The 19,482-nt window shown below is 44.1% G+C and carries 19 protein-coding genes and 1 tRNA gene; 9 read left to right on the forward strand and 11 right to left on the reverse strand.

The genetic code is table 11. The features are described 5' to 3' along the window. Positions 1-37 precede the first annotated feature (37 nt). The gene (gene cfa / locus K2Y18_04435) at positions 38-1,258 is read left to right on the forward strand and encodes a cyclopropane fatty acyl phospholipid synthase (GenBank protein MBX9804987.1); all 1,221 of its coding nucleotides are present in this window, start codon (positions 38-40) and stop codon (positions 1,256-1,258) included. Positions 1,259-1,300: 42 nt separating this feature from the next. Here cfa and topA read toward each other — a convergent pair whose 3' ends face one another. Beyond that, positions 1,301-3,769, reverse strand: coding sequence for a type I DNA topoisomerase (topA, locus tag K2Y18_04440; protein MBX9804988.1), 2,469 nt, complete (start codon positions 3,767-3,769; stop codon positions 1,301-1,303). Positions 3,770-4,021: 252 nt separating this feature from the next. On the opposite strand from topA, the gene K2Y18_04445 reads away from it, so the two are divergent. After that, positions 4,022-5,434: a hypothetical protein gene (locus K2Y18_04445; protein MBX9804989.1), complete on the forward strand. Its 1,413-nt coding sequence runs from the start codon at positions 4,022-4,024 to the stop codon at positions 5,432-5,434. Positions 5,435-5,492: 58 nt separating this feature from the next. On the opposite strand, the gene K2Y18_04450 is transcribed toward K2Y18_04445, so the two are convergent. The 4 genes from K2Y18_04450 to K2Y18_04465 form a co-directional block, all read right to left on the reverse strand. Then, positions 5,493-6,263: an aspartate/glutamate racemase family protein gene (locus K2Y18_04450; GenBank protein MBX9804990.1), complete on the reverse strand. Its 771-nt coding sequence runs from the start codon at positions 6,261-6,263 to the stop codon at positions 5,493-5,495. A gap of 158 nt (positions 6,264-6,421) precedes the next feature. Continuing rightward, positions 6,422-7,708, reverse strand: coding sequence for a methyltransferase (locus tag K2Y18_04455; protein MBX9804991.1), 1,287 nt, complete (start codon positions 7,706-7,708; stop codon positions 6,422-6,424). A gap of 157 nt (positions 7,709-7,865) precedes the next feature. Beyond that, positions 7,866-7,940 (reverse strand) — tRNA-Val (locus tag K2Y18_04460). A gap of 80 nt (positions 7,941-8,020) precedes the next feature. Then, a complete protein-coding gene (locus K2Y18_04465; GenBank protein MBX9804992.1) occupies positions 8,021-8,296 on the reverse strand; it encodes an HU family DNA-binding protein in 276 nt (91 codons plus the stop codon). 354 nt (positions 8,297-8,650) lie between these two features. On the opposite strand from K2Y18_04465, the gene rfaD reads away from it, so the two are divergent. After that, positions 8,651-9,649 carry an ADP-glyceromanno-heptose 6-epimerase gene (gene rfaD, locus K2Y18_04470; protein ID MBX9804993.1) on the forward strand — a complete coding sequence of 333 codons (999 nt, stop codon included), beginning with the start codon at positions 8,651-8,653 and terminating at the stop codon, positions 9,647-9,649. A 49-nt stretch (positions 9,650-9,698) separates the two neighbouring features. Here rfaD and K2Y18_04475 read toward each other — a convergent pair whose 3' ends face one another. Then, the gene (locus tag K2Y18_04475) at positions 9,699-10,010 is read right to left on the reverse strand and encodes a hypothetical protein (GenBank protein ID MBX9804994.1); all 312 of its coding nucleotides are present in this window, start codon (positions 10,008-10,010) and stop codon (positions 9,699-9,701) included. Between the two features lie 250 nt (positions 10,011-10,260). Between K2Y18_04475 and K2Y18_04480 the strand changes: the two genes are divergently transcribed. Both K2Y18_04480 and K2Y18_04485 read left to right on the forward strand, forming a co-directional pair. Then, positions 10,261-11,295: an aspartate-semialdehyde dehydrogenase gene (locus K2Y18_04480; protein MBX9804995.1), complete on the forward strand. Its 1,035-nt coding sequence runs from the start codon at positions 10,261-10,263 to the stop codon at positions 11,293-11,295. 11 nt (positions 11,296-11,306) lie between these two features. Beyond that, the gene (locus K2Y18_04485; GenBank protein ID MBX9804996.1) at positions 11,307-11,945 is read left to right on the forward strand and encodes a LysE family transporter; all 639 of its coding nucleotides are present in this window, start codon (positions 11,307-11,309) and stop codon (positions 11,943-11,945) included. 23 nt (positions 11,946-11,968) lie between these two features. Here K2Y18_04485 and K2Y18_04490 read toward each other — a convergent pair whose 3' ends face one another. After that, a complete protein-coding gene (locus K2Y18_04490; protein MBX9804997.1) occupies positions 11,969-14,905 on the reverse strand; it encodes an AsmA-like C-terminal domain-containing protein in 2,937 nt (978 codons plus the stop codon). A 52-nt stretch (positions 14,906-14,957) separates the two neighbouring features. Here K2Y18_04490 and K2Y18_04495 point away from each other — a divergent pair, with 52 nt between their 5' ends. The 3 genes from K2Y18_04495 (at position 14,958) to K2Y18_04505 (ending at position 15,968) form a co-directional block, all read left to right on the forward strand. Next, positions 14,958-15,152, forward strand: a complete 195-nt coding sequence (locus K2Y18_04495) for a hypothetical protein (protein MBX9804998.1) — start codon at positions 14,958-14,960, stop codon at positions 15,150-15,152. Then, positions 15,153-15,617 (forward strand): thioredoxin-dependent thiol peroxidase, encoded by a 465-nt coding sequence (bcp, locus tag K2Y18_04500; protein MBX9804999.1) that lies wholly within the window; start codon positions 15,153-15,155, stop codon positions 15,615-15,617. Positions 15,618-15,701: 84 nt separating this feature from the next. Continuing rightward, on the forward strand, positions 15,702-15,968 hold the full coding sequence (locus K2Y18_04505; protein MBX9805000.1) for a hypothetical protein: 267 nt from the start codon (positions 15,702-15,704) through the stop codon (positions 15,966-15,968). Between the two features lie 69 nt (positions 15,969-16,037). Here the strand turns inward: K2Y18_04505 and dapF are convergent, their stop codons facing one another. Then, positions 16,038-16,874 (reverse strand): diaminopimelate epimerase, encoded by an 837-nt coding sequence (dapF, locus tag K2Y18_04510; GenBank protein ID MBX9805001.1) that lies wholly within the window; start codon positions 16,872-16,874, stop codon positions 16,038-16,040. 99 nt (positions 16,875-16,973) lie between these two features. On the opposite strand from dapF, the gene K2Y18_04515 reads away from it, so the two are divergent. Then, the gene (locus K2Y18_04515) at positions 16,974-17,204 is read left to right on the forward strand and encodes a DUF1467 family protein (GenBank protein ID MBX9805002.1); all 231 of its coding nucleotides are present in this window, start codon (positions 16,974-16,976) and stop codon (positions 17,202-17,204) included. Between the two features lie 25 nt (positions 17,205-17,229). Here K2Y18_04515 and gmk read toward each other — a convergent pair whose 3' ends face one another. From gmk to K2Y18_04530, 3 genes are all read right to left on the reverse strand, one after another. After that, positions 17,230-17,862 carry a guanylate kinase gene (gmk, locus tag K2Y18_04520; protein ID MBX9805003.1) on the reverse strand — a complete coding sequence of 211 codons (633 nt, stop codon included), beginning with the start codon at positions 17,860-17,862 and terminating at the stop codon, positions 17,230-17,232. 74 nt (positions 17,863-17,936) lie between these two features. After that, entirely contained in the window at positions 17,937-18,785 is an 849-nt protein-coding gene (locus K2Y18_04525; GenBank protein ID MBX9805004.1) for an SDR family oxidoreductase, read from the reverse strand. Next, entirely contained in the window at positions 18,785-19,468 is a 684-nt protein-coding gene (locus K2Y18_04530) for a glutathione S-transferase family protein (protein MBX9805005.1), read from the reverse strand. Before K2Y18_04530 ends, K2Y18_04525 begins: the two co-directional genes overlap by 1 nt. Positions 19,469-19,482 lie beyond the last annotated feature (14 nt).

Genomic DNA, 19,482 nt, shown 5'->3' on the forward strand with positions numbered 1-19,482 from the left:
AAAATCAATTTGTATGTCGTTTAATGGGGAACGAGCTATGAAGCAGATTGTCCAGGATATTCTTTTACTCGGAGACATTAAGATCAATGGAACACGCCCCTGGGACATAATTGTTCATGATGAGCGTCTCTATAACCGGCTGATAAAGAATACAGATCTTGGTCTTGGCGAATCTTATATGGACGGTTGGTGGGATTGTCAGAGTCTGGATGAATTTTTTTATCGAGTTATTCGATCCGACCTCAAAACAAAAGCGATTCATCAGCCTCATTTCTGGCAAAGCCTTCTGATTCAAAAACTTTTCGAGGCGATGCGTGGACTCTTCAATTTTCAGACAAAAGAAAGAGCCTTTATCGTCGGCGAAAAGCACTACGATATTGATAATGATTTATATGAAAAAATGCTGGATAAGCGTTTAACGTACACTTGTGGCTATTGGGATAATGGAGCGAAAAACCTTAATGAAGCGCAAGAAGCCAAGCTTGAATTAACCTGTCAAAAACTGCAATTGAAGCCCGGAATGAGGATCCTCGATATTGGATGTGGATGGGGAAGTTTTGCCAAATATGCCGCAGAAAAATACAAAGTTTCTGTGTCGGGTGTTACCATTTCCCGCGAACAAATTCATCTCGCTGAAAAGCTGTGCAAAGGCCTTCCGGTCGAATTTTATCTTCAAGATTACCGAGATTTGCAACAACTCGGCCTTAAGTTTGACCGTATCGTCAGTCTTGGGATGTTTGAGCATGTCGGCTACAAAAATTACAAAACCTATATGGAAGTTGCAGCCAAGTGCCTGAAGGATGATGGCTTATTTTTGTTGCATACCATCGGAAGCAATTTTTCCACCACCACCTGCCAGAGCCCTTGGATTGACAAGTACATTTTCCCAAATGGACAAGTCCCTTCCATTGAGCAAATCAACACGTCCATCGAAGGGCAATTTATAATGGAAGACTGGCATAATTTTGGCAGCAATTATGACACCACCCTCATGGCATGGCACAAGAACTTCAATGACAGCTGGGACAGCCTTAAAGGAAAATATGATGACCGTTTCCGCCGGATGTGGAACTATTATCTACTCTCATGTGCGGGGAGCTTCCGGGCACGAGACAGCCAACTCTGGCAAATCGTGTTGTCTAGACGAGGCATTGTGGGTGGGTATGTGCGTCCATCAATCGTGCAGACTCAAGAACCTTTGAGGAAAGAAATTAAAGCTCCTGCGAAGAAAAAGGCGGGGTCAAAAGCGAAGGGGTGAGAGGGAGCTAACCTTGATGGCTAACATCCACAACACCACCCCTCATGCCTTCTTCTTCACTGCCTTCTTCTTAAAGCCACCGCGTCCGCGTTTCACACCCGATGCCCCTTTTTGGATTTTGGCATTAACGATGGCGACGGCCTCCTCAAGAGTGAGGTTTAAAAAGTCGTATGCTTTTGGAATGGAAGCAAATTGGTCCCCGAATTTCACATAAGGGCCAAAGCGCCCAAGACCGACGCTCAAACGATCACCTGAATCGGGGTGTTCACCAATGGGAAAGGGCAATCTCTTCAACTGGAGAGCCATCTCTAAAGTGACATCATCAGGCGCTGTTGTCGCCGGCAAAGAAACGCGTTTTGGCTTTGGCTTTGTTGACTTAGCCGCCTTCTTCTTCGTTGTTTTTTTACCTTTTTTAGGAGCTTCGTCTTCCGTTTCACTTTTTTTAGAAGGTTTTTGAGCCGATACTGTTGTTTCATCACCCCACTGGAGGTAATACCCATAGGGACCTTTGCGCAAACTAATCATTTCTTCCGTATCTGGATCGCTGCCAACTTCCTTCGGTTCTTCAGGGGCTGCCGCCGTTGCTTCATCTCCCGTAACGCTCAAAGGTCGTGTGTAGCGGCATTCTGGATAGTTGGAGCACCCCAAGAAAGCGCCGAAGCGACTCAATTTTAAGCTCACACGACCGGTTTTGCACGTCGGACAAACGCGAGTTGCCTCATCTTCGCCAAACAAATGGAAGCTCATATCGTGCTCGAGGCGATCGATCACTTCCGTGGTGCGTAAGTTTTGTGTGGCATCCGTCGTTTCATGAAACGGTCCCCAAAAGCGTGTCAAAACTGCCTTCCAAGGCAGACGGCCTTCAGAGATTTCGTCTAACTCTTCTTCCAAATTCGCCGTAAAGTCATACTGAATATACTTGTTAAAGAAATTGACCAAAAAGACGGTGACAAGACGGCCCCGCTCTTCGGGAATGAACTGACGCTTTTCAAGACGCACATAATCCCTCTCTTGCAAAACATGGATGATCGAAGCATATGTCGAGGGTCGGCCAATTCCTAATTCTTCCAGCTTCTTGACCAAACTCGCTTCGCTATAGCGCGGGGGCGGTTGCGTGAAATGTTGGTTCGGTGTGATTTGCTTCTGCTCAATGGCATCGCCCATGGATAGGACGGGCAAGAGGCGATCTTCCTCATCTTTTTCAGGGTCTTCATCTACACCTTCTTGATAGAGTTTCAGGAAACCATCAAAGGTCATTGTAGAGCCCGTTGCTCTCAACGTAATTTGTTTGTCCGGAGACGCCATTTCAACCGTTACCTGGTCAAACAAAGCGCTTTCCATTTGTGACGCAATCGTCCGCTTCCAAATTAATTCATAAAGCTTAAATTGAGAGTCATCCAAGTACTGGCGAACCTCATCTGGGTGACGTGACAGTTGAGTGGGTCGAATGGCTTCGTGGGCTTCTTGGGCGTTCTTCGATTTGTTTTTAAAAACGCGTGGTGACGGGGGAACATAAGGCTTGCCATATGATTTTTCAATATAGTCCCGAGCCGCAAACAAAGCCTCATTCGCAATTTGAATGCTGTCCGTACGCATATAGGTGATCAAACCAGTGACTTCACCGCCCATTTCAACGCCTTCATACAAGCGTTGTGCAAGCTGCATGGTGCGCGAGGCCCCATACCCCAGTTTACGCGATGCTTCTTGTTGCAAGGTTGAGGTGATAAAGGGAGCTGCCGGATGGCGCTTCACCTGCTTTTTCTCTAAGGTTGAAACAGCCAAGGTTCGGGCACGAATCGCTTCAACAGCGGCCTCAGCGAGCGCTTGGGTATTCAGGTCGAACTTATCCAATTTTTTCCCGTTGAGGTGGGTCAAGCGCCCGTTAAATTTCTCATTTCGTGGGGTCATCAATTGCGCGGTGATGGACCAGTATTCTTGCGGTTTGAACACTTCAATTTCAGCTTCGCGCTCAACCACCAACCGCAAAGCCACCGATTGCACACGTCCCGCAGAGCGGGAACCAGGGAGTTTACGCCACAATACTGGGGACAAGGTGAATCCCACCAAATAATCAAGCGCACGACGTGCCAGGTACGCATCCACCAATTCTTTATTAATAGCCCGGGGATTTTCAAGAGAATGTTGGACGGCGGTCTTTGTAATTTCATGAAAAACGATACGCTGAACTTCTGTTTGAGGCGACAAAGCACCTTGTTCAGTCAAGACTTGTTGCACGTGCCAAGCGATGGCTTCCCCTTCTCTATCAGGGTCAGTTGCGAGATAGAGATGGTCGGCGCCGCGAATGGCTTTGGCAATTTCAGCGATGTGTTTCTTTGAGCGATCATCCGTTTCCCAACTCATAGCGAAGTCTTCTTCAGGGCGCACAGAGCCATTCTTGGAAGGTAAATCTCGAATATGTCCAAAGCTGGCAAGGACGGTGAAGTCTTTGCCCAAATAGCGATTAATCGTCTTGGCCTTTGCCGGCGATTCCACAATAACAACGTTTTTCATTAAGTCACAGTCCTTGAGCCTATGGGCAATATTCTGATTTTCATTTTGCAAACCCTAACGCCTATTAGCAAGGGATTATATAAAAGATCAAGAAAAATTTTTCGAAATTTTGGCGCTTGATGCCATTTTTTTTACAAAAATGAATCCATTTATGGCCTTTACAGCACCCCTTCAATTCCTTAAGTTGGCGCCAAGAGATACCACGCAAGCTTTAGCATCGTTACTGAAGATGTTATTATTACCGGAGATACCATGAAAAAGTGTTTATCCCTTCTCATTTTCTTGATTATACATGCTCATTCGGAGGCAACTGAGCGTGAAGCCTTTATTGAAGAAGAAGTTCAACAGGTGATGAAGACGTGCCCGCACCTCCAGAATATTGGCTTTTTAATGTGCGCAGACTCAACCATAAGAACAGCTATCCAATTAACGCCCAAATATGTTTTGACATCGGGCGCTTCCGAGTTCGGGCAATATCCACAAAATACTATCTTTATTCAAGCTCAATCATGCGATATTCCGATGACGGGAACTGACCTTGATCTTGGCCTTACAAAAAAAGAGCTTAAAAGAAATAGTGTTCCGTTTAGTTCGTTTAAGGTGCTTTACAAACCACAAAAAGAAAGTGAACTCCAACAAATTGTTATGGCTCATGAGTTGGATGTTTGCAAATCTTACATGGATAGTTTTATTAGTAAGCTAATTGAAATAACACTCTTCCTTGATGCAATTTCTCATGAGTTCCCTCTTCTGGGGCGCGACATCTCTATATTGGAACTCGAAACACCTCTGCCAATCCAAGACTTACCGGTACGAGGGTTTTCATCTGCAGAAATTTCAGAAATGAAAAGTATTTGTATCGGAGCCCAAGCCAAAGTGGTCCCCATTACCGCAAAGAAAAAAGCATGTCGCGTTTCCCTGACAGCATTTGTGCAAATGTCTACGTATGACAAGACAAGTAACATTTTTTATAATTCTTTTAAAACACGAGGTGGCGTGCCCGAAACTTTTTCTCCAAAAGAATTATCCGCAGAAGATAAGTTAACTGGATTAATTGGTTGTGAGACTCTTGGCGCACCTTTGTTTTTTATGAATGAAGACAATCAGAGGATTCTTGGAGGAATCATGTCGAATGGGTATACAACAGAGCGCTTAAGATCCTTTGTTGAGGAAGTTGTAAAGAGCAAAGACGAGAGTGTCAAAAGAAATGCTCGGGGTGTCAAAAAACATTATGAAGAACTTATGAAAGGTATGGTCCCTGTCTATAACATATCGACAAGTCTCGAATGGGTTGTTGGAAAAATATTACGTGTGGGTATTGTAAAAACCGCCGAAGAAATACAGGCCAAAGAAATCGCTGCCCGAATTGTGGCAAGTGGTCTCACAACAGAAGCCACACCAAATATGAACCTCTTAACCTTAATGGCCCCAACGGAACAAGAAAAGGAAGCTACGAGAAAGAAAGCTAAACAAAATAAGAAGAAGAGACTTGCAAAAAAGAAGAAAATGAAAGAAGCCGTAGCCTCTACTGCCTTAGCCTCTTCTGAGGGTGAGAGCAATCCAACACCTGTGCCTTCGACCATAAGCGAAGGAGCATGTGACAAATCCAGTGGCGATAACACCATTGGCGTCGTCGAAGAGGAAACGGGATCGACAAAGGAGTAGACTAAGTCATTTGAATTCAGGAGGGATTCTTGGAAATCACAAGAATCCCTGAAACTTCTTAAGCAGCAACCCCCGGCGTTGACTGTATCAAAGGATACCCAATAACGGGTGTCGCATGAGTTGGGGTGGCATAAATGCGCTTGCTTTGGGAAAGCTTCGCATCCACCAACATACGCGCAAACCGTATAGCCAGTGGTAACGGGTCAATCACAACGAGATCCTTATATTTTTCATCGGCAAGCAACGTTGAAAGATTTTTTTCTTGGCCAATGAAATAGCTCCCACCAAGCACAATTGTATCTGCATCCTGATCGATGAGCTTGTTCATAGCTGATATAATTGCTTGATTTAAGGATGTATTTGAGTCTTCGAAATCTGTAAATGGCTGGAGATTCAAGGCCTCAAATCCAACGAACTGAGAAAAGATACCATAGGATTTCATGGTCCGTTCCAAGGCATAACCATGCCATTTGCCGGCAGTAATGAGTCCGAATTTCCGTCCTAACATTTGAGCAACCCGAAAGGAACTATCGCCCATGCCAACGACCGGAATGGTAACCGCTTCGCGGCATTCAAACAGACCCGTATCCCCCATGGAGTCAATGACAATCGCATCAACACCATCCCTTTCGGCTTCGATGGCAGCGAGCGACATACCGGCACGACCCAAAGAATGTTCAATGTCGTTCTGGCCATGAATGGGGCCAAAAGGGTTGTTGCTAAGGCTGAGTTCCACCCCTAAATCTTGATAGGGGAGTAAATCCTCAAGCTTTCTGAATGACTTTCCTTCAATTTCTGGTCCAACAAAAATGACTCTAATTTTTATCATGCTTCTATCCTTTCCTTTTACGTTAAACGAATGACATGTCCGTTGTATCATTAATTGAACGTTTGATCAATTAATTTTTTAATAGAAGGAACTTGTCTATTCAACTTGAAAGAAATGAAGTTATCTGAGTAAACAACAATAAGAAATGCTGATGAAAGTTACCCTCTCGTCAGTTTTGCAATGGCTTCCACATGAACGGTCCAACGGAATTGGTCCAGCGGTTGGATAGCTTCAATTTTATAGCCTCCTTCCACCAAGATACGCGCATCACGCGCGAATGTCAGAGGATTACACGATACATAGATCAGTGTTGGAACAGCGGATGCTGCAAGAGCTTGAGTTTGTTCAATCGCCCCTGCCCGCGGGGGATCCACCACCACAACATCGTAAGGCTCAAGCTCTTTCTCTCTCAAAGGAGTTTTAAAGAGATCGCGATAGAATGTCGCTATGGGTCTTTGCACCTTACCTGCCGCACTTTTAAGCGCGTTTAAGGCAGGTTCGTCCATCTCATAGCCATCGACAGGTGCAAATCTGGACAAGGGCAGAGAGAGCGTTCCCCGGCCGCAGAACAAATCGGCGATTCGAGAAGGGGCCTGTGGTAGGAGATCACACACGAGAGACGTAAGTATTTTGTCTGCCTCGGAACTAGGCTGCAAGAATCCACGGCAATTACTCTCGACGGGCACTTCATCAAACAAGACGTAAGGCATCTCTCGTATTAGGGTAAAATCTTCTTTTCCCTTCAAAGTCACCAAGAGACGGCAAAGGTTCTGGTGACTCGCGAATTGGCCCCACAATTCTCGCTGTTCTAAGGTCAAAGGGGTTTTGTCGCGCACTTCAACCGTTACATCCAACCCATTATGAGCAGACGTGATAAACACTTCCCCCTCAAACCCTGCAGGGAAAGATTTTCCAATAACCTCGAGAAGCGGCTTCATAAAGGCAACAATCTCAGGCCTTAAAATATGACAGCTCTCAAGGGTGAGAAGCTCATAAGAGTGGTATTTGTGATAGCCAAGTTCCACCCCTTTTGGAAGACAACGGAAGTTAAAGTTGGCTCGCCTTCGTAAACCCGGAGGTAAAACAATCGGCTCTAGCACTAGGGGGTCTGGGTTTTCGAACCCTTCAAACAGAAGCGGCTTTAATATTTTATCCCGCTTAAATTGTCGATAAGTTTCATCTCCTAAATGTTGCAATTGGCAACTTCCGCACACCCCAAAGTGTGGACACGGCGGTTTCACATAGTTTGCCCCTTGACTGATAATCTCATGATGGACAACTTGATATCGATTTTTTTTGGTAAGAATAAGCTCAACGGACACTTCATCACCTGGCGTTGCGTAGGGAATGTACAGCCGTTGGTCGTCCGCAATGACCACGCCATCGCCATTTTGGCCCAATTCTTGGACAATGAGCGTTTTTTGTATCGGGGGACTAAGGGTCATCTCTTGGTTCCTTCGCTTAACTAGAAGTACCCTTTCTAAGGTATTTTCGAAGATTCTTCAAGATAATTGGACTAAAGGGAGAGAGATATAAAAAAAAGCCCAGATTTCTCAGGGCTTTATATCACGAGTCTTCAAAGGGCATGAGTGAAGAGAAAGGTGGTGGGCGATGACAGATTTGAACTGCCGACCCTCTCGGTGTAAACGAGACGCTCTACCGCTGAGCTAATCGCCCACTATTTTCTCTCAGTCACTCATGCAACATAAAACAAGTTTCCTACCATTTCAATTGTTCTTTCTGGTAGTTTTGCAAATTTATTTTGCGACTGCTTCTTTCAATTGCTTACCAGCGCGGAACTTAGGCAAACGAGTTGCAGGAATTCTAATTGCTGCACCTGTGCGTGGGTTACGGCCATCGCTGGCTGGACGGTTTGTTACAACGAAAGTACCAAAACCAATCAAACGAACTTCTTCGCCTTTTTTCAAAGATTGGGTAATAGACTTAAATGTTGCGTCAATTGCTTTCTCTGCGTCAGTTTTTGTGAGGCTTGAAGCAGCTGCTACTTTTGCGATTAGATCACTTTTATTCACGGTATAATTCCTATATTAAAGTTGAACCACTAGACTACACTTGAATCTTAAGTCGACTTTTCCCCCCACGTCAACACGGAATATGGGGTTTTTGCTAAGAAAAATGCATTTTTTTGACTTGATTTCGCAAAATTTATGCTGTAAAACCCCACAACCTGTTATTTTGACTTATTTCCCTAAAATTTGATCTAAAATAATGAGGGGTAAATTTAACCCCATTTGTGAGGGTTATAGCGCCTTAAAACACTCCTTTCTAGGATGAAATAACGCACGTATATGCACATGGTTGCGAAAGGGATCTATTCCTTTTATAAAGAAGGATGGAAGCTTTACATTAAATTTAGGTGAGATTACATGATTATAGTAACCGGTGGCGCAGGGTTTATAGGTTCAAATGTGGTTGCTGCTTTGGAACAACGAGGCATAAACCGTCTAGTTGTGTGCGATACGTTGGGCGATACGGCTAAATGGCATAACCTTGTCAAACGTGATCTTTACAACTGCATAGACGCCTCTCAGTTGCTCCCCTTCCTGGATGCGAATAAGAATAACGTTGAAGTGATTTTTCACATGGGGGCAATTTCTGATACAACAGAAAAAAACGTGGACTTGATTTTAGAGCAGAATTATCGCCTCACCATGAAATTAGTAGAATGGTGTGGGCGGAATCGGACTCGCCTTATCTATGCCTCTTCTGCCGCCACCTATGGAGATGGAAGCGTTGGATTTGAAGATGACCCTACCCGAATCGGTTTGTCTAAACTTCGTCCATTGAATCCCTATGGCTGGAGCAAGCATCTGGTTGATCGAACTATTGCTCAAATTCGAGAGCTGGGTTCCAATGAAGACTTTACTTTGCCGCCTCAATGTGCGGGATTGAAGTTCTTTAATGTCTATGGCCCCAACGAATACCACAAAGGGGGAATGATGAGCGTTGTGAATCAGGTTTATCACCAGATACAAGCAAAAGGAGTAGCCCGTCTCTTCAAGTCTGACCATCCGGATTATAAAGATGGCGGACAATTGCGGGATTTCATATATATAAATGATTGCTTAGATGTGATGATGTGGCTTTATGATCATCCTGAGGTAAGCGGTCTCTTTAATGTAGGGACAGGACAAGCACGTAGCTTTGCTGACCTTGCACGGGCCGTCTTCGCAGCTCTCCTGCAGCCAGAGTCCTTAGAATTCATTGATATGCCGGACATTCTTAAAGGTAAATATCAATACTTTACACAAAGCATCAATGGTGGCTTGGAGGCTGCAGGCTATACCCGCGCCTTTACGTCACTCGAAGAAGGCGTGAGAGATTATGTGCAACGGTATTTAATGCAAGATGATCCCTATCGATAATAACAAGTCCACCGATAGGGATCGAGATCTGGAATCAATTTTACTTTAACTAAAAGAAATACCACCTTTTTGCCTTAGGAGCTGTTGGTGGCGCTGGTTCAGTGCTGGCTGTGTTAGAAGCAACTGTTTCTGAAAGTAGCACACCAGTAGTATCTGATTTTGCCTTGTCGGCCTCCTGCTGAGCTGGCGTCTCTCCTATACTGACTTCTTTATTTAACTCACGACTTTGTTCAACAAGCTTGAAAGCTTTATTACTTACCTCTGTATGAGAGCTCATCCCTTCAATATCAATTGCACAGGCGCATGAAATTTTAAGCATTACTGCACTAACCACAAGAATGCCATATTTATTTACTTTCATAATACTACTCCTAATTTAATTAACATACTCAGTTTTCTTACCTATTTTATAATAAGCATTAAAAGTAAACATTTAGTGTACTTTATAAAGAAGAATTTTTCATTTATATTAATTAAAGCTATCGCAAAAACAAACTTTCAGTGGTACAAGTTATTTTGAGAAGATCTGCATCCGTGCGGAGAGTCAGCTAGGCAGACAAAGAATGCTTCCGCTTCCTAGGGAATGGCAACAGAAAAAATAAAAGTAAAATATGAGTAAATTGAATAAACACAAGATTGTAGTTGTTGGAGCGACAGGCAATGTAGGCCGCGCAATGCTCTCTATACTTGCTGAACGGGGTATCCCCTTTGAAAATGTGACTGCCGTCGCTTCTGAACGTTCGGCAGGTGGTGAGGTTTCTTATGGAGATAGCGGTATCTTGAAGGTATATCCCTTAAGTACCTTTGATTTTCAAGGTATGAGCATTGCCCTTTTCTCCCCTGGCGGCAAAGTATCGGCAGAGTTTGCCCCAAAAGCAGTAGCCTCAGGTTGTGTGGTTATTGACAACACCTCCCATTTTCGCAACGACCCAGATATCCCTCTGGTGGTTCCAGAGGTAAACCCTGAAGCTATTGCGGGATACACCAAACGCCGTATTATCGCAAATCCCAACTGTTCCCTCATTCAGCTCGTCGTTGCCTTAAAGCCATTACATAAAATAACATCAATCAAACGCGTTGTTTTATCTACCTACCAGTCTGTATCTGGGGCAGGTAAGGATGCCATGGATGAGCTACTGAATCAAACACGGGCTATGTATATGAATAGTCCAGCTCAATCCCATCATTTGCCTCGACCCATAGCTTTTAATGTGATTCCCCAAATCGGAGAATTTAGAGAGGATGGCAGTACAGAAGAAGAATGGAAAATTCAAGCGGAGCTACAAAAAATTCTTTCACCTGATATTCAGGTTGCCGTCACGTGTGTCAGAGTTCCTGTCTTTATTGGGCATTCGATTGCAGCAACAGTAGAATTTGAAGGAGCAATCCCACCCGATCAGGCCCGAAAGGCACTAAAAAATGCGCCTGGGATCATTGTTACAGATAATTCCGATGAAAGTGAGTACTTAACCCCGATTGAATGTGTGGGTGAGGACCCAGTTTATATAAGCCGTATTCGCCAAGATAAATCCGTACCCCATGGCCTCAATTTGTGGATAGTAGCGGATAATGTTCGCAAAGGAGCAGCCTTGAATGCCATACAAATTGCTGAAATTTTGGCAAAAGACTACTTGAACAAACATTAAGGAACCGATTGATGCTGATTGATTATTTACCTTCAATTTTGGCTCTAACCGGCATTCAATTGGTAGGCCTTATCAGCCCCGGACCTGATTTTGCAGTTGTCGTTCGCAACAGCTTGGTGTACTCCCGAAAGACTGGTCTCATCACTGCTGTTGGTGTCGCTTTTGGGACATTGATCCATTTAGCCTACATTCTTTTGGGACTGGGCATTGTTATTTCCAAAACAGTTTTACTTTTTCATTTAGTGAAATATTTGGGCGCGAGTTATCTGATTTATATAGGAATTAAAGGCTTGATGGCCCGAAAAAGGACCTTAACTTATGGAAATTTGAGCCATCATAAAGATATTTCATCCCTCGAAGCCTTTCAGACCGGGGTTCTAACAAATGCCATAAATGTCAAATGTATGCTCTTTTTTTTAAGCGTCATCTCTGCGTTTATCACGCCCAATGAACCAGGAATGATCATTTTCATTTATGGTATGATCATATTTTTTACCACCCTCATCTGGTTTTTAATCGTTGCTGTTTGCTTTTCCCATAAACACTTACGTCAATTCTTCAGCAACTCCCGACATTGGATAGAACGCTGCACCGGCGGTCTTTTAATGTTATTAGGGATTCGAATCCTATTTATTGAGGTCGTAAATTAAGAGAATTGTGCTTTAAGGGAAGCTTAATGCTTTACCTCTTGGCTTTTCTTCTTTTCTTGATTGGCTAAAAATTCTCTCACCAAGCCTGGTGTAACAGTGGAAATTGGGTTGACCAGCAGATCGGGATCGTCACGATCACCCTTTAAGGTAAATTGAGTCATAAATATCCCATCCTCCCGACCCCCTGAAAACCACCCCCCCAGCAAGGGTATATTGGCCAAAAGGGCATTGACCATATATAAAGGAATGAGCTCTCCTGACAAATTGACCTTATGATGGAGACGATCAATTGACCCCTCTAAAATCAATCCCAAAGACGGGCTCATTAAACGAACACTCTTCAGCAGGAGATGGTCTGGCGTTAAAGAAAAATCAGCTTGCCCTTCATAAAAATGGATACCTCGCCCCGAAAAGAAGTTGACGATCCCTTGAAGAGAGGCTGCAGATAGAAGGCGCGCCAGAAGGGGCGCCTTCTTGATGGTAAAATTATCGATGCTGATATTCCCCTCAATCCCCCAGCTCTTTCCAGCATCTGTAGTCGTTTTAACCCCTTTAATAAACAGCTTTCCACCTTCTATGTCATATCCAGCGCCTAAAATTTCTAACAAATGACCACCATCACCTGATTCCAAAATGAATTGCTGCTGATCCCTTGATAAAGGATTCATGGACAATGAAATCGCCTCATTATTATGACGGGCTTTTCCATTGAGTGTGGCTCCCATCAAAATATCTCCGTGATAAAGCATTTCACCACTCACTTGATGAATGGCATTATCTTTTCCCAATCGGACCTCATCGAGAAGGAGTTTGACCTTTATTTTAACATTCTCACCTTTGTCTTTAGAGGCTTTAGGCTTTATCAGGGGTTCTGGGGCGGAATCATCGAGGATATAGGATAAATCAAGGACCTTACCCTTAATCAAGGCCTCAACATGTCCGTCTTGAGTCCATTTCACTTTTGACGTTAAATGACTATTTCCAATTTGGAGGTGCCCAACATCAAAATAACCATCCTTTTTTCCTTGAATACTTGTGGTGAGATTAGGTGCAGTTAACGTCGCTGAATCCAACATAAAAGTCTCAGTAGAGGGAACCTTTCTAATCTTTAACTTTAATTGGGCAGATTCATTTTCTTCTTTCTGCCATGACAATATAGGGGAAACCATTGTTGCGGATGTCAAATCAAATAGCCCCTCAACCAACCCCTCGTTAACTTGGTTAACCGTGTACTTTATATCAGCCTTTGCCACACCCTTCAAATAATCGGTCGTATCCATACCAAAATTTTTCAACTTCTCTAGATCTAAACTCCCTTTCAACAAGAATTGACGACGAAAAGGGATGTCCGGATGATCAAAGTTTTCCTGCCATTCAATATGCGAAAGAACTCCTAGAAGGGATGCTTCTCCTTTCATTTCCAAGGACTTTTTTGATACGTCTAAACTGAACGTCCCTTGATTAAGTTTGACAGGCTTCCCGTTCACCTGAGCATTATATAAAATCTCCCCCCCTTGAATCTGGCTTCTGGCTGTCACGTTAACAAGCTCCAATGGAAGGTCAGTTTCTAATGGAAAAGATAACTCTAGATGGGTCGTCGATTCTCCTGATATTCGTGATGGATCTAAGTCCAGCTTTTGCGCCAAGCGTAAGGGGTCAGCATTAACGATTTCAAGACTATTGCGTACTGGACCCTCTAAATCCATCACAATATGAATCGTCTGATCTACAAGGTGAAGATCGTGAATAACAACATTCGCTGAATTTAAGGTGATTCCATTTGCTTTGCCAACCGCATCAATCATGAATTTTTCACGCGTAAAACGGCACTTCCCTGTCGTATCTATGACCGGCGGTAGCTTCCCAAAATAATTCACAGTAATACCACTGGCATCTATTTCGCCATTCATCTCGGATATTTCAAAACGGGACATCTGTGCGATAGGATCCAAACCAAGAAGTCCTTGCATGTGAATGGTTAAATGGTCTGCTGTTCCTTTAGATAATTGATTGACAACCCAATGCCGAGGTTTGGGGCTCAACCCTTGAGGCCATAATAGTTCAAGATCATCAACCAGAATGGCTCCCCCCTTCCCCTCTAGGGTCACGTCAACGTTCCCTCCCTTTTCATATAGAGTTTTCCAAGAAACGGGGGCATGCAGCGTCCCCCCAACTTCAAGCGTTGCTTTCCCGCGCTTTACGCTTGTTTTCTTCAAGGATAAGGTTCTTTCTGTTCCGGAAATAACAAATTGAACTTTATCTATAGCGACAGGTTGCGGGTAAATCCCTGGAATGACAAGGACTCCCCCCTCACTTTTACCACTTAGTTTAATGAGCGTGACACCAATTGCTGTCCCCCCCTCCAAGAGAATTTTTCCAGCGATTGGGAAAGACGCTTTAGGGGGATCACCCTGGCCCATAAAAAAATGAATCAACGCTGAAGCATCTACATTTTCAAAATCCGCTTGAAGAGTAATATTTTGGTTACGCTTCTTTGCCTTACCAGAAATCACCCCCAGAAGCATGCTCTTAGAATAGAGTTTTGCTGACTCAAAGGAACAACGACCAATTTCGGCCTTTCCCGTTAAAAGGGGAATAATTTTTAAGGAAATTAAGATACTTGGGACTTCCAAAGTGAGGCCTTTATCTTCCTTTTTAATGCTCACATTGTGTATATTAATGCCCAAAGGATGGCGCCATCCCCCCCATCGGACTTGGGCTTCTGGAATTTTCAAATTCACAGCCCCTATAGTCTCTTGAAGAGCGACTTGAAAGGATGGTGTTACCCAGCCAGGAGGAAGACGATAGAAACCAACAGCGCCTAATAAGCCGATCAGGATTATAAGGATTGTAAGTAATTTGGTCACACTCAACAAGATTTTGTATCGCGATGTGATGATGAATCTTGTCCTTTCTTCAAAGAATCCATTAACATTTTCTTTAATACTATCTGACATCATGATTGTGAGGCTAGAGAGTATTATTAACATTCAGATTATGGGAGATTAAATTATGAATTGGAAACTTTTAGCACTATCTGTTTTTGCAGTATCATTGCTCGGCGCCTGTGAAGGTAAAAAAGAAGAGCAAAAGCCTGGCGAAGCCACAACACACGAAGCAGGGAAACCTGAAGAGCACAAAGCCGGTGAAGCTGCACCAGCTGAAGCACCAAAAGAAGAGCCAAAAGCAGAACAAAAGGCTTCTTAAGTGCCTCTTGAAATTGGAAGCACAGCTCCAGATGTTGAACTGCCTGGCGATGCCGGGCAGTTTTACAAATTATCTGACTACTTGGGCAAAAAAGTTGTCCTATATTTTTATCCAAAAGACAATACAAGTGGATGCACAACAGAAGCTTGTGATTTTCGGGATCGCTTAAGAGACTTTAATGTCCTGAATGCAATGGTTTTTGGTATTTCAAAAGACGCCCCAAAAACTCATGACAAATTCAAAAGCAAACATGGACTTAATTTTCCCCTATTATCAGACGAAAGTGGGGAAGTATGCGAGGCTTACGGGACATGGGTTGAAAAATCGATGTATGGAAAAAAATATTTTGGGATAGAGCGGTCAACTTTTCTCATTGACGAAGATGGAATTATCCGTCAGATTTGGCGTAAAGTTAAAGTTAGCGGCCACGCCCGGGATGTTTTGAAAGCTATCCAAGAAATTTAACGAATAGGGCATTTGTTAACCCATTGTTAAGAATTGATAGAATTATAATAAAATTGTTAGTTTAATTTTAATACAGAGGTTGTCATGAATTTCTCTACAGTAACATTTCTTCTGACCACAGTTGTCGTATCTGTTACAACTTTAACAGGTTGCGCAAACCCTTATGATCTAGACGCATGTGAAGGGGGAAGATATCACCCACCTTATTATGGGACATATCCAGACTCTGCTTACTATGATAATGACTATTATAAGAACTATGAACGAGATCACTTTGGTAAAGCGGACCACAGGTATGATCATACTTATGGCCCGAACCAATTGTATCATCCCTCAAAAACAAAACCTTAGACTGAAAAAATCAACGGATCATCATAAAGCCCCCCTTCTAATGGGGGGTTTTTTTATGGACCACCTCAGCTACACAAAAATTTCCCCATGAAATTTGATGTGTGCTGGGCCAATCATGGTGATGGGGTGCCCTTCTCGCCAATCCACGAGAAGCTCGCCCCCTTCTTGAATGATTCGAAGCGGCGATTGACCAGAGGAAACCAATTTTTGATGAATGGCGGCAACGGCAGCTGCACAAGCCCCAGTTCCACAAGCCATTGTATAACCCGCACCGCGCTCCCACACCCGCAATCGAAGGGTACTTTTATTGACTATTTCGGCAAAACCCACATTAATGCGTTCTGGAAATGCCCGATGATTTTCGATCTGTGGCCCGATACTTGCCAGAGGAATCTCGTCCACATCCCCCACAAAGAAGACCGCATGGGGGTTGCCTACATTCACGCAGAAGGAAGCGATGGTATTATAAGACACATCCCGTAAAGCTTCAGGATTCGCCAAGGGAATGTGATCCCAATCAAACCGAGGAATACCCAACGTAACGGATATCCCCACCTCTTCCCCTTTTTTCTCTTGTGCCCACGCTGCCTGACAAATGGTTCCTGCCGTCTCAATGAAAATCTCATTCTTTCCTTCCGTTTCCATAAGAAGACGAGCCACACTCCGCGTCCCATTTCCACAAGCTCCCGAATCACTGCCATCATTGTTATATATTCTGAGGCGAACGTCGGCTTGAAGATCAGTTGGGGGGAGAAGAACAATCACTTGGTCACACCCAACTCCCTGTCGGCGATCTGCAAGGATACGAATCTGATCGATCGTTAATGAAAAAGGACTATATCTGGCATCTAAAATAACGAAGTCATTTCCAAGGGCAACGGCTTTGGTAAAAGAAACTAGGGGCATTTCAGAGCGCCTTTTGTTAAAATGGGTATATATAAATTAAATCATTTGCTGAAAAGCTCTTTGATGAACGTACTATAGATAATTTTGAGGAATTCGTAAATGAGTGTTGTTTCAGGAGCTATGGTTTTTTTCGTCATTTGGTGGGTTTTGTTATTTACGGTTCTGCCTTTTGGCATTCACACTGAAGAAAATCCCGAAAAGGGTTTTGCCACAGGCTTCCCAAAAAACCCAAATTTAAGGAAGAAGTTCCTCATCACAACAGGTCTAGCAGCGATTGTTTGGGGAATTATTCAACTCGTTATGGTGAACCATTGGGTGCGTTTTTCGTAAAAGAAACAGTGTTCCCATAACAACATCAACTGCTGTGGCGCAATCCATTCACAAAATCAACCACCCCAGGCAAGCGTGTTCGACGCAAACGTTCGGCAATGAGAATTGAGCGTACTTGTGCAACGCTTTGTTCAAGATCATGATTAATAATGACATAGTCATATTCCGCCCAGTGACTCATCTCATTAGCTGCATCCGCCATTCTCCTATTGACAACCTCGTCATTATCTTGAGCACGCGCGCGCAAGCGCCGTTCCAGTTCTTTTGTTGAGGGGGGGAGGATAAATACACTGACCAAATCTGATCGCGCAAGCTGGGCCAATTGTTGCGTTCCTTGCCAATCAATATCAAAAATAATATCCTTCCCACCATTTAAAGCATCTAACACTTGGCGCTTTGGTGTCCCATAGGAATACCCAAACACTTCCGCATGTTCCAGAAGCTCATCCTTTTCGACCTTTTCATGAAATTCATGACTCGTGACAAACACATAATCACGACCATCCACTTCCCCAGGCCGGCTGGGGCGCGTCGTAACCGAAATTGACGGGGTCAGCTCAGGCTCCAAATCAAGCAAACGGGTCGCAATGGTTGTCTTTCCAGCTCCCGAGGGAGAAGAGAGGACAAGCATAATGCCACGGCGGTGAATATTCTTCATCAAGATCTTATTTCCTTATTACGACGTTCCCCCCCTTAAGGTACCAATTTCTGAAGGGTTCGAAAATAGCAAAGTCAGCAATGCTTCAAACCCTCTCGATAAGTAGGATACTTTAGCTGAACCCCCAACGTTTCCTTTATTTTTTGATTGCTCACCCGTTTAAGATCTTTATAGAATTCTCGCATGGCCATCGAAAGATCCGCCTCTTCAATGGGAATCAACGGGGGGGCCTCTACTCCCAAAAGCGAACAACCATAGGCAATCACGTCCGCCGTTGAGGCTGGTTCATCATCCGCAAGGTTATATATGTCCCCCGGAAGAGGATTGGCCATGGAAGCCATCAAAACTGCGATAATGTCCTCAATGTGAATCCGTGAAAAGACATGGCCTGGTTTATCTATACGGACAGCAGACCCAGCCCGAATACTCTCTAACACGCTACGAGCAGGCCCATAAATACCGCTCAGACGAAAGATGTGAATTGGAAAGTCGGGGAATTGAGCTCGCTTCTCGAGCCATTGAGTTTCAGCGAGGAGACGTTGCCGACCCCGGAGTGAGATTGGATTTAATGAGGCATCTTCAGTCACCCAAGCCCCACGATGATCCCCATATACAGAGGTCGCCGACACATAGCCAATCCATTTTGAGGGAATCTTTTCAACAGCAACATGCCTCAAAACGATATCCCCCTCTTCGTCCGGTGGGATGGTGATAAGACTATGGGTGATGCCTTTAAAAGCCTCAGAAGGCAGCGGCGATTGACCGTCCCAAACAAGAGCGTCAAACCCCTCATCTTTTAAATTTTGAGCGTGGGAGTCGCTTCGGGTCGTTCCGACAACGCGCCATCCTTTTGCCATAAGGACGCGCCCTAAGGCTTTCCCCACATAACCGAGACCAAAGATGAAGAGACCTTCACGCGACACTAGAAATCTAGATTCTCATAATGACTGGAGGGTGCCCTTCCCGGCAATCGATCTGCCAACAATGCCCGGAAGCTGGGGCGAGATTTAATCCGCACGTACCAATCCTTCGCTAACTCGTGCTTATCCCAAGGCACATCCCCTAAATAATCAACGATTGATAAATGCGCTGCGGCTGCCACATCCGCTAAGGAAAACTCATCCCCCGCAAGCCATTTACGACGATCTACCAACCAAGAAATATAGGAGAGATGATCGTGGATGTTACCCTTTATCAATCGCAGAACCGCTGAATTTGGACCCGAGTGGTCATGATATAAGTCTTTTTTTAGCACCTTCTCAAGCAGAAGACTGACACTAACTTCTTGGGCAAACTTATCATCAAACCAAGCCGTCAATCGCCGCACTTCAGCGCGATGGGTAAGTCCAACGCCAACGAGAAGACGTTCAGGGTAAGCTTCATCCAAATATTCTGCAATGGCCATGCTATCAATAATCGCAGTGCCATTTAAATCCACCAACAAAGGGACTTTTCCTGCTGGATTTAATGTGATGAATTCCGGACGCTTCTCCCAGGTACGCTCAACTTCAAGTTCGAAATCAAGTTTCTTTTCGGCCAATATCAACCGAACTTTTCGGGAAAAGGGGCACAATGTATAATGATAAAGAGTACGCATACTGTTCAAAAAACCTTTTGGGA

Source organism: Alphaproteobacteria bacterium (assembly GCA_019746225.1).
In the GTDB taxonomy this organism is placed as follows: Bacteria; Pseudomonadota; Alphaproteobacteria; order Paracaedibacterales; family VGCI01; genus VGCI01.

Coding starts and splice junctions, on each gene's coding strand:
- rfaD (MBX9804993.1), top strand. CDS start 8,651: ATGATTATAGTAACCGGTGGCGCAGGGTTTATAGGTTCAAATGTGGTT.
- K2Y18_04480 (MBX9804995.1), top strand. CDS start 10,261: ATGAGTAAATTGAATAAACACAAGATTGTAGTTGTTGGAGCGACAGGC.
- K2Y18_04490 (MBX9804997.1), bottom strand. CDS start 14,905: ATGATGTCAGATAGTATTAAAGAAAATGTTAATGGATTCTTTGAAGAA.
- K2Y18_04450 (MBX9804990.1), bottom strand. CDS start 6,263: ATGATAAAAATTAGAGTCATTTTTGTTGGACCAGAAATTGAAGGAAAG.
- K2Y18_04485 (MBX9804996.1), top strand. CDS start 11,307: ATGCTGATTGATTATTTACCTTCAATTTTGGCTCTAACCGGCATTCAA.
- K2Y18_04495 (MBX9804998.1), top strand. CDS start 14,958: ATGAATTGGAAACTTTTAGCACTATCTGTTTTTGCAGTATCATTGCTC.
- K2Y18_04515 (MBX9805002.1), top strand. CDS start 16,974: ATGAGTGTTGTTTCAGGAGCTATGGTTTTTTTCGTCATTTGGTGGGTT.
- K2Y18_04445 (MBX9804989.1), top strand. CDS start 4,022: ATGAAAAAGTGTTTATCCCTTCTCATTTTCTTGATTATACATGCTCAT.
- K2Y18_04505 (MBX9805000.1), top strand. CDS start 15,702: ATGAATTTCTCTACAGTAACATTTCTTCTGACCACAGTTGTCGTATCT.
- gmk (MBX9805003.1), bottom strand. CDS start 17,862: ATGAAGAATATTCACCGCCGTGGCATTATGCTTGTCCTCTCTTCTCCC.
- cfa (MBX9804987.1), top strand. CDS start 38: ATGAAGCAGATTGTCCAGGATATTCTTTTACTCGGAGACATTAAGATC.
- K2Y18_04455 (MBX9804991.1), bottom strand. CDS start 7,708: ATGACCCTTAGTCCCCCGATACAAAAAACGCTCATTGTCCAAGAATTG.
- dapF (MBX9805001.1), bottom strand. CDS start 16,874: ATGCCCCTAGTTTCTTTTACCAAAGCCGTTGCCCTTGGAAATGACTTC.
- K2Y18_04475 (MBX9804994.1), bottom strand. CDS start 10,010: ATGAAAGTAAATAAATATGGCATTCTTGTGGTTAGTGCAGTAATGCTT.
- topA (MBX9804988.1), bottom strand. CDS start 3,769: ATGAAAAACGTTGTTATTGTGGAATCGCCGGCAAAGGCCAAGACGATT.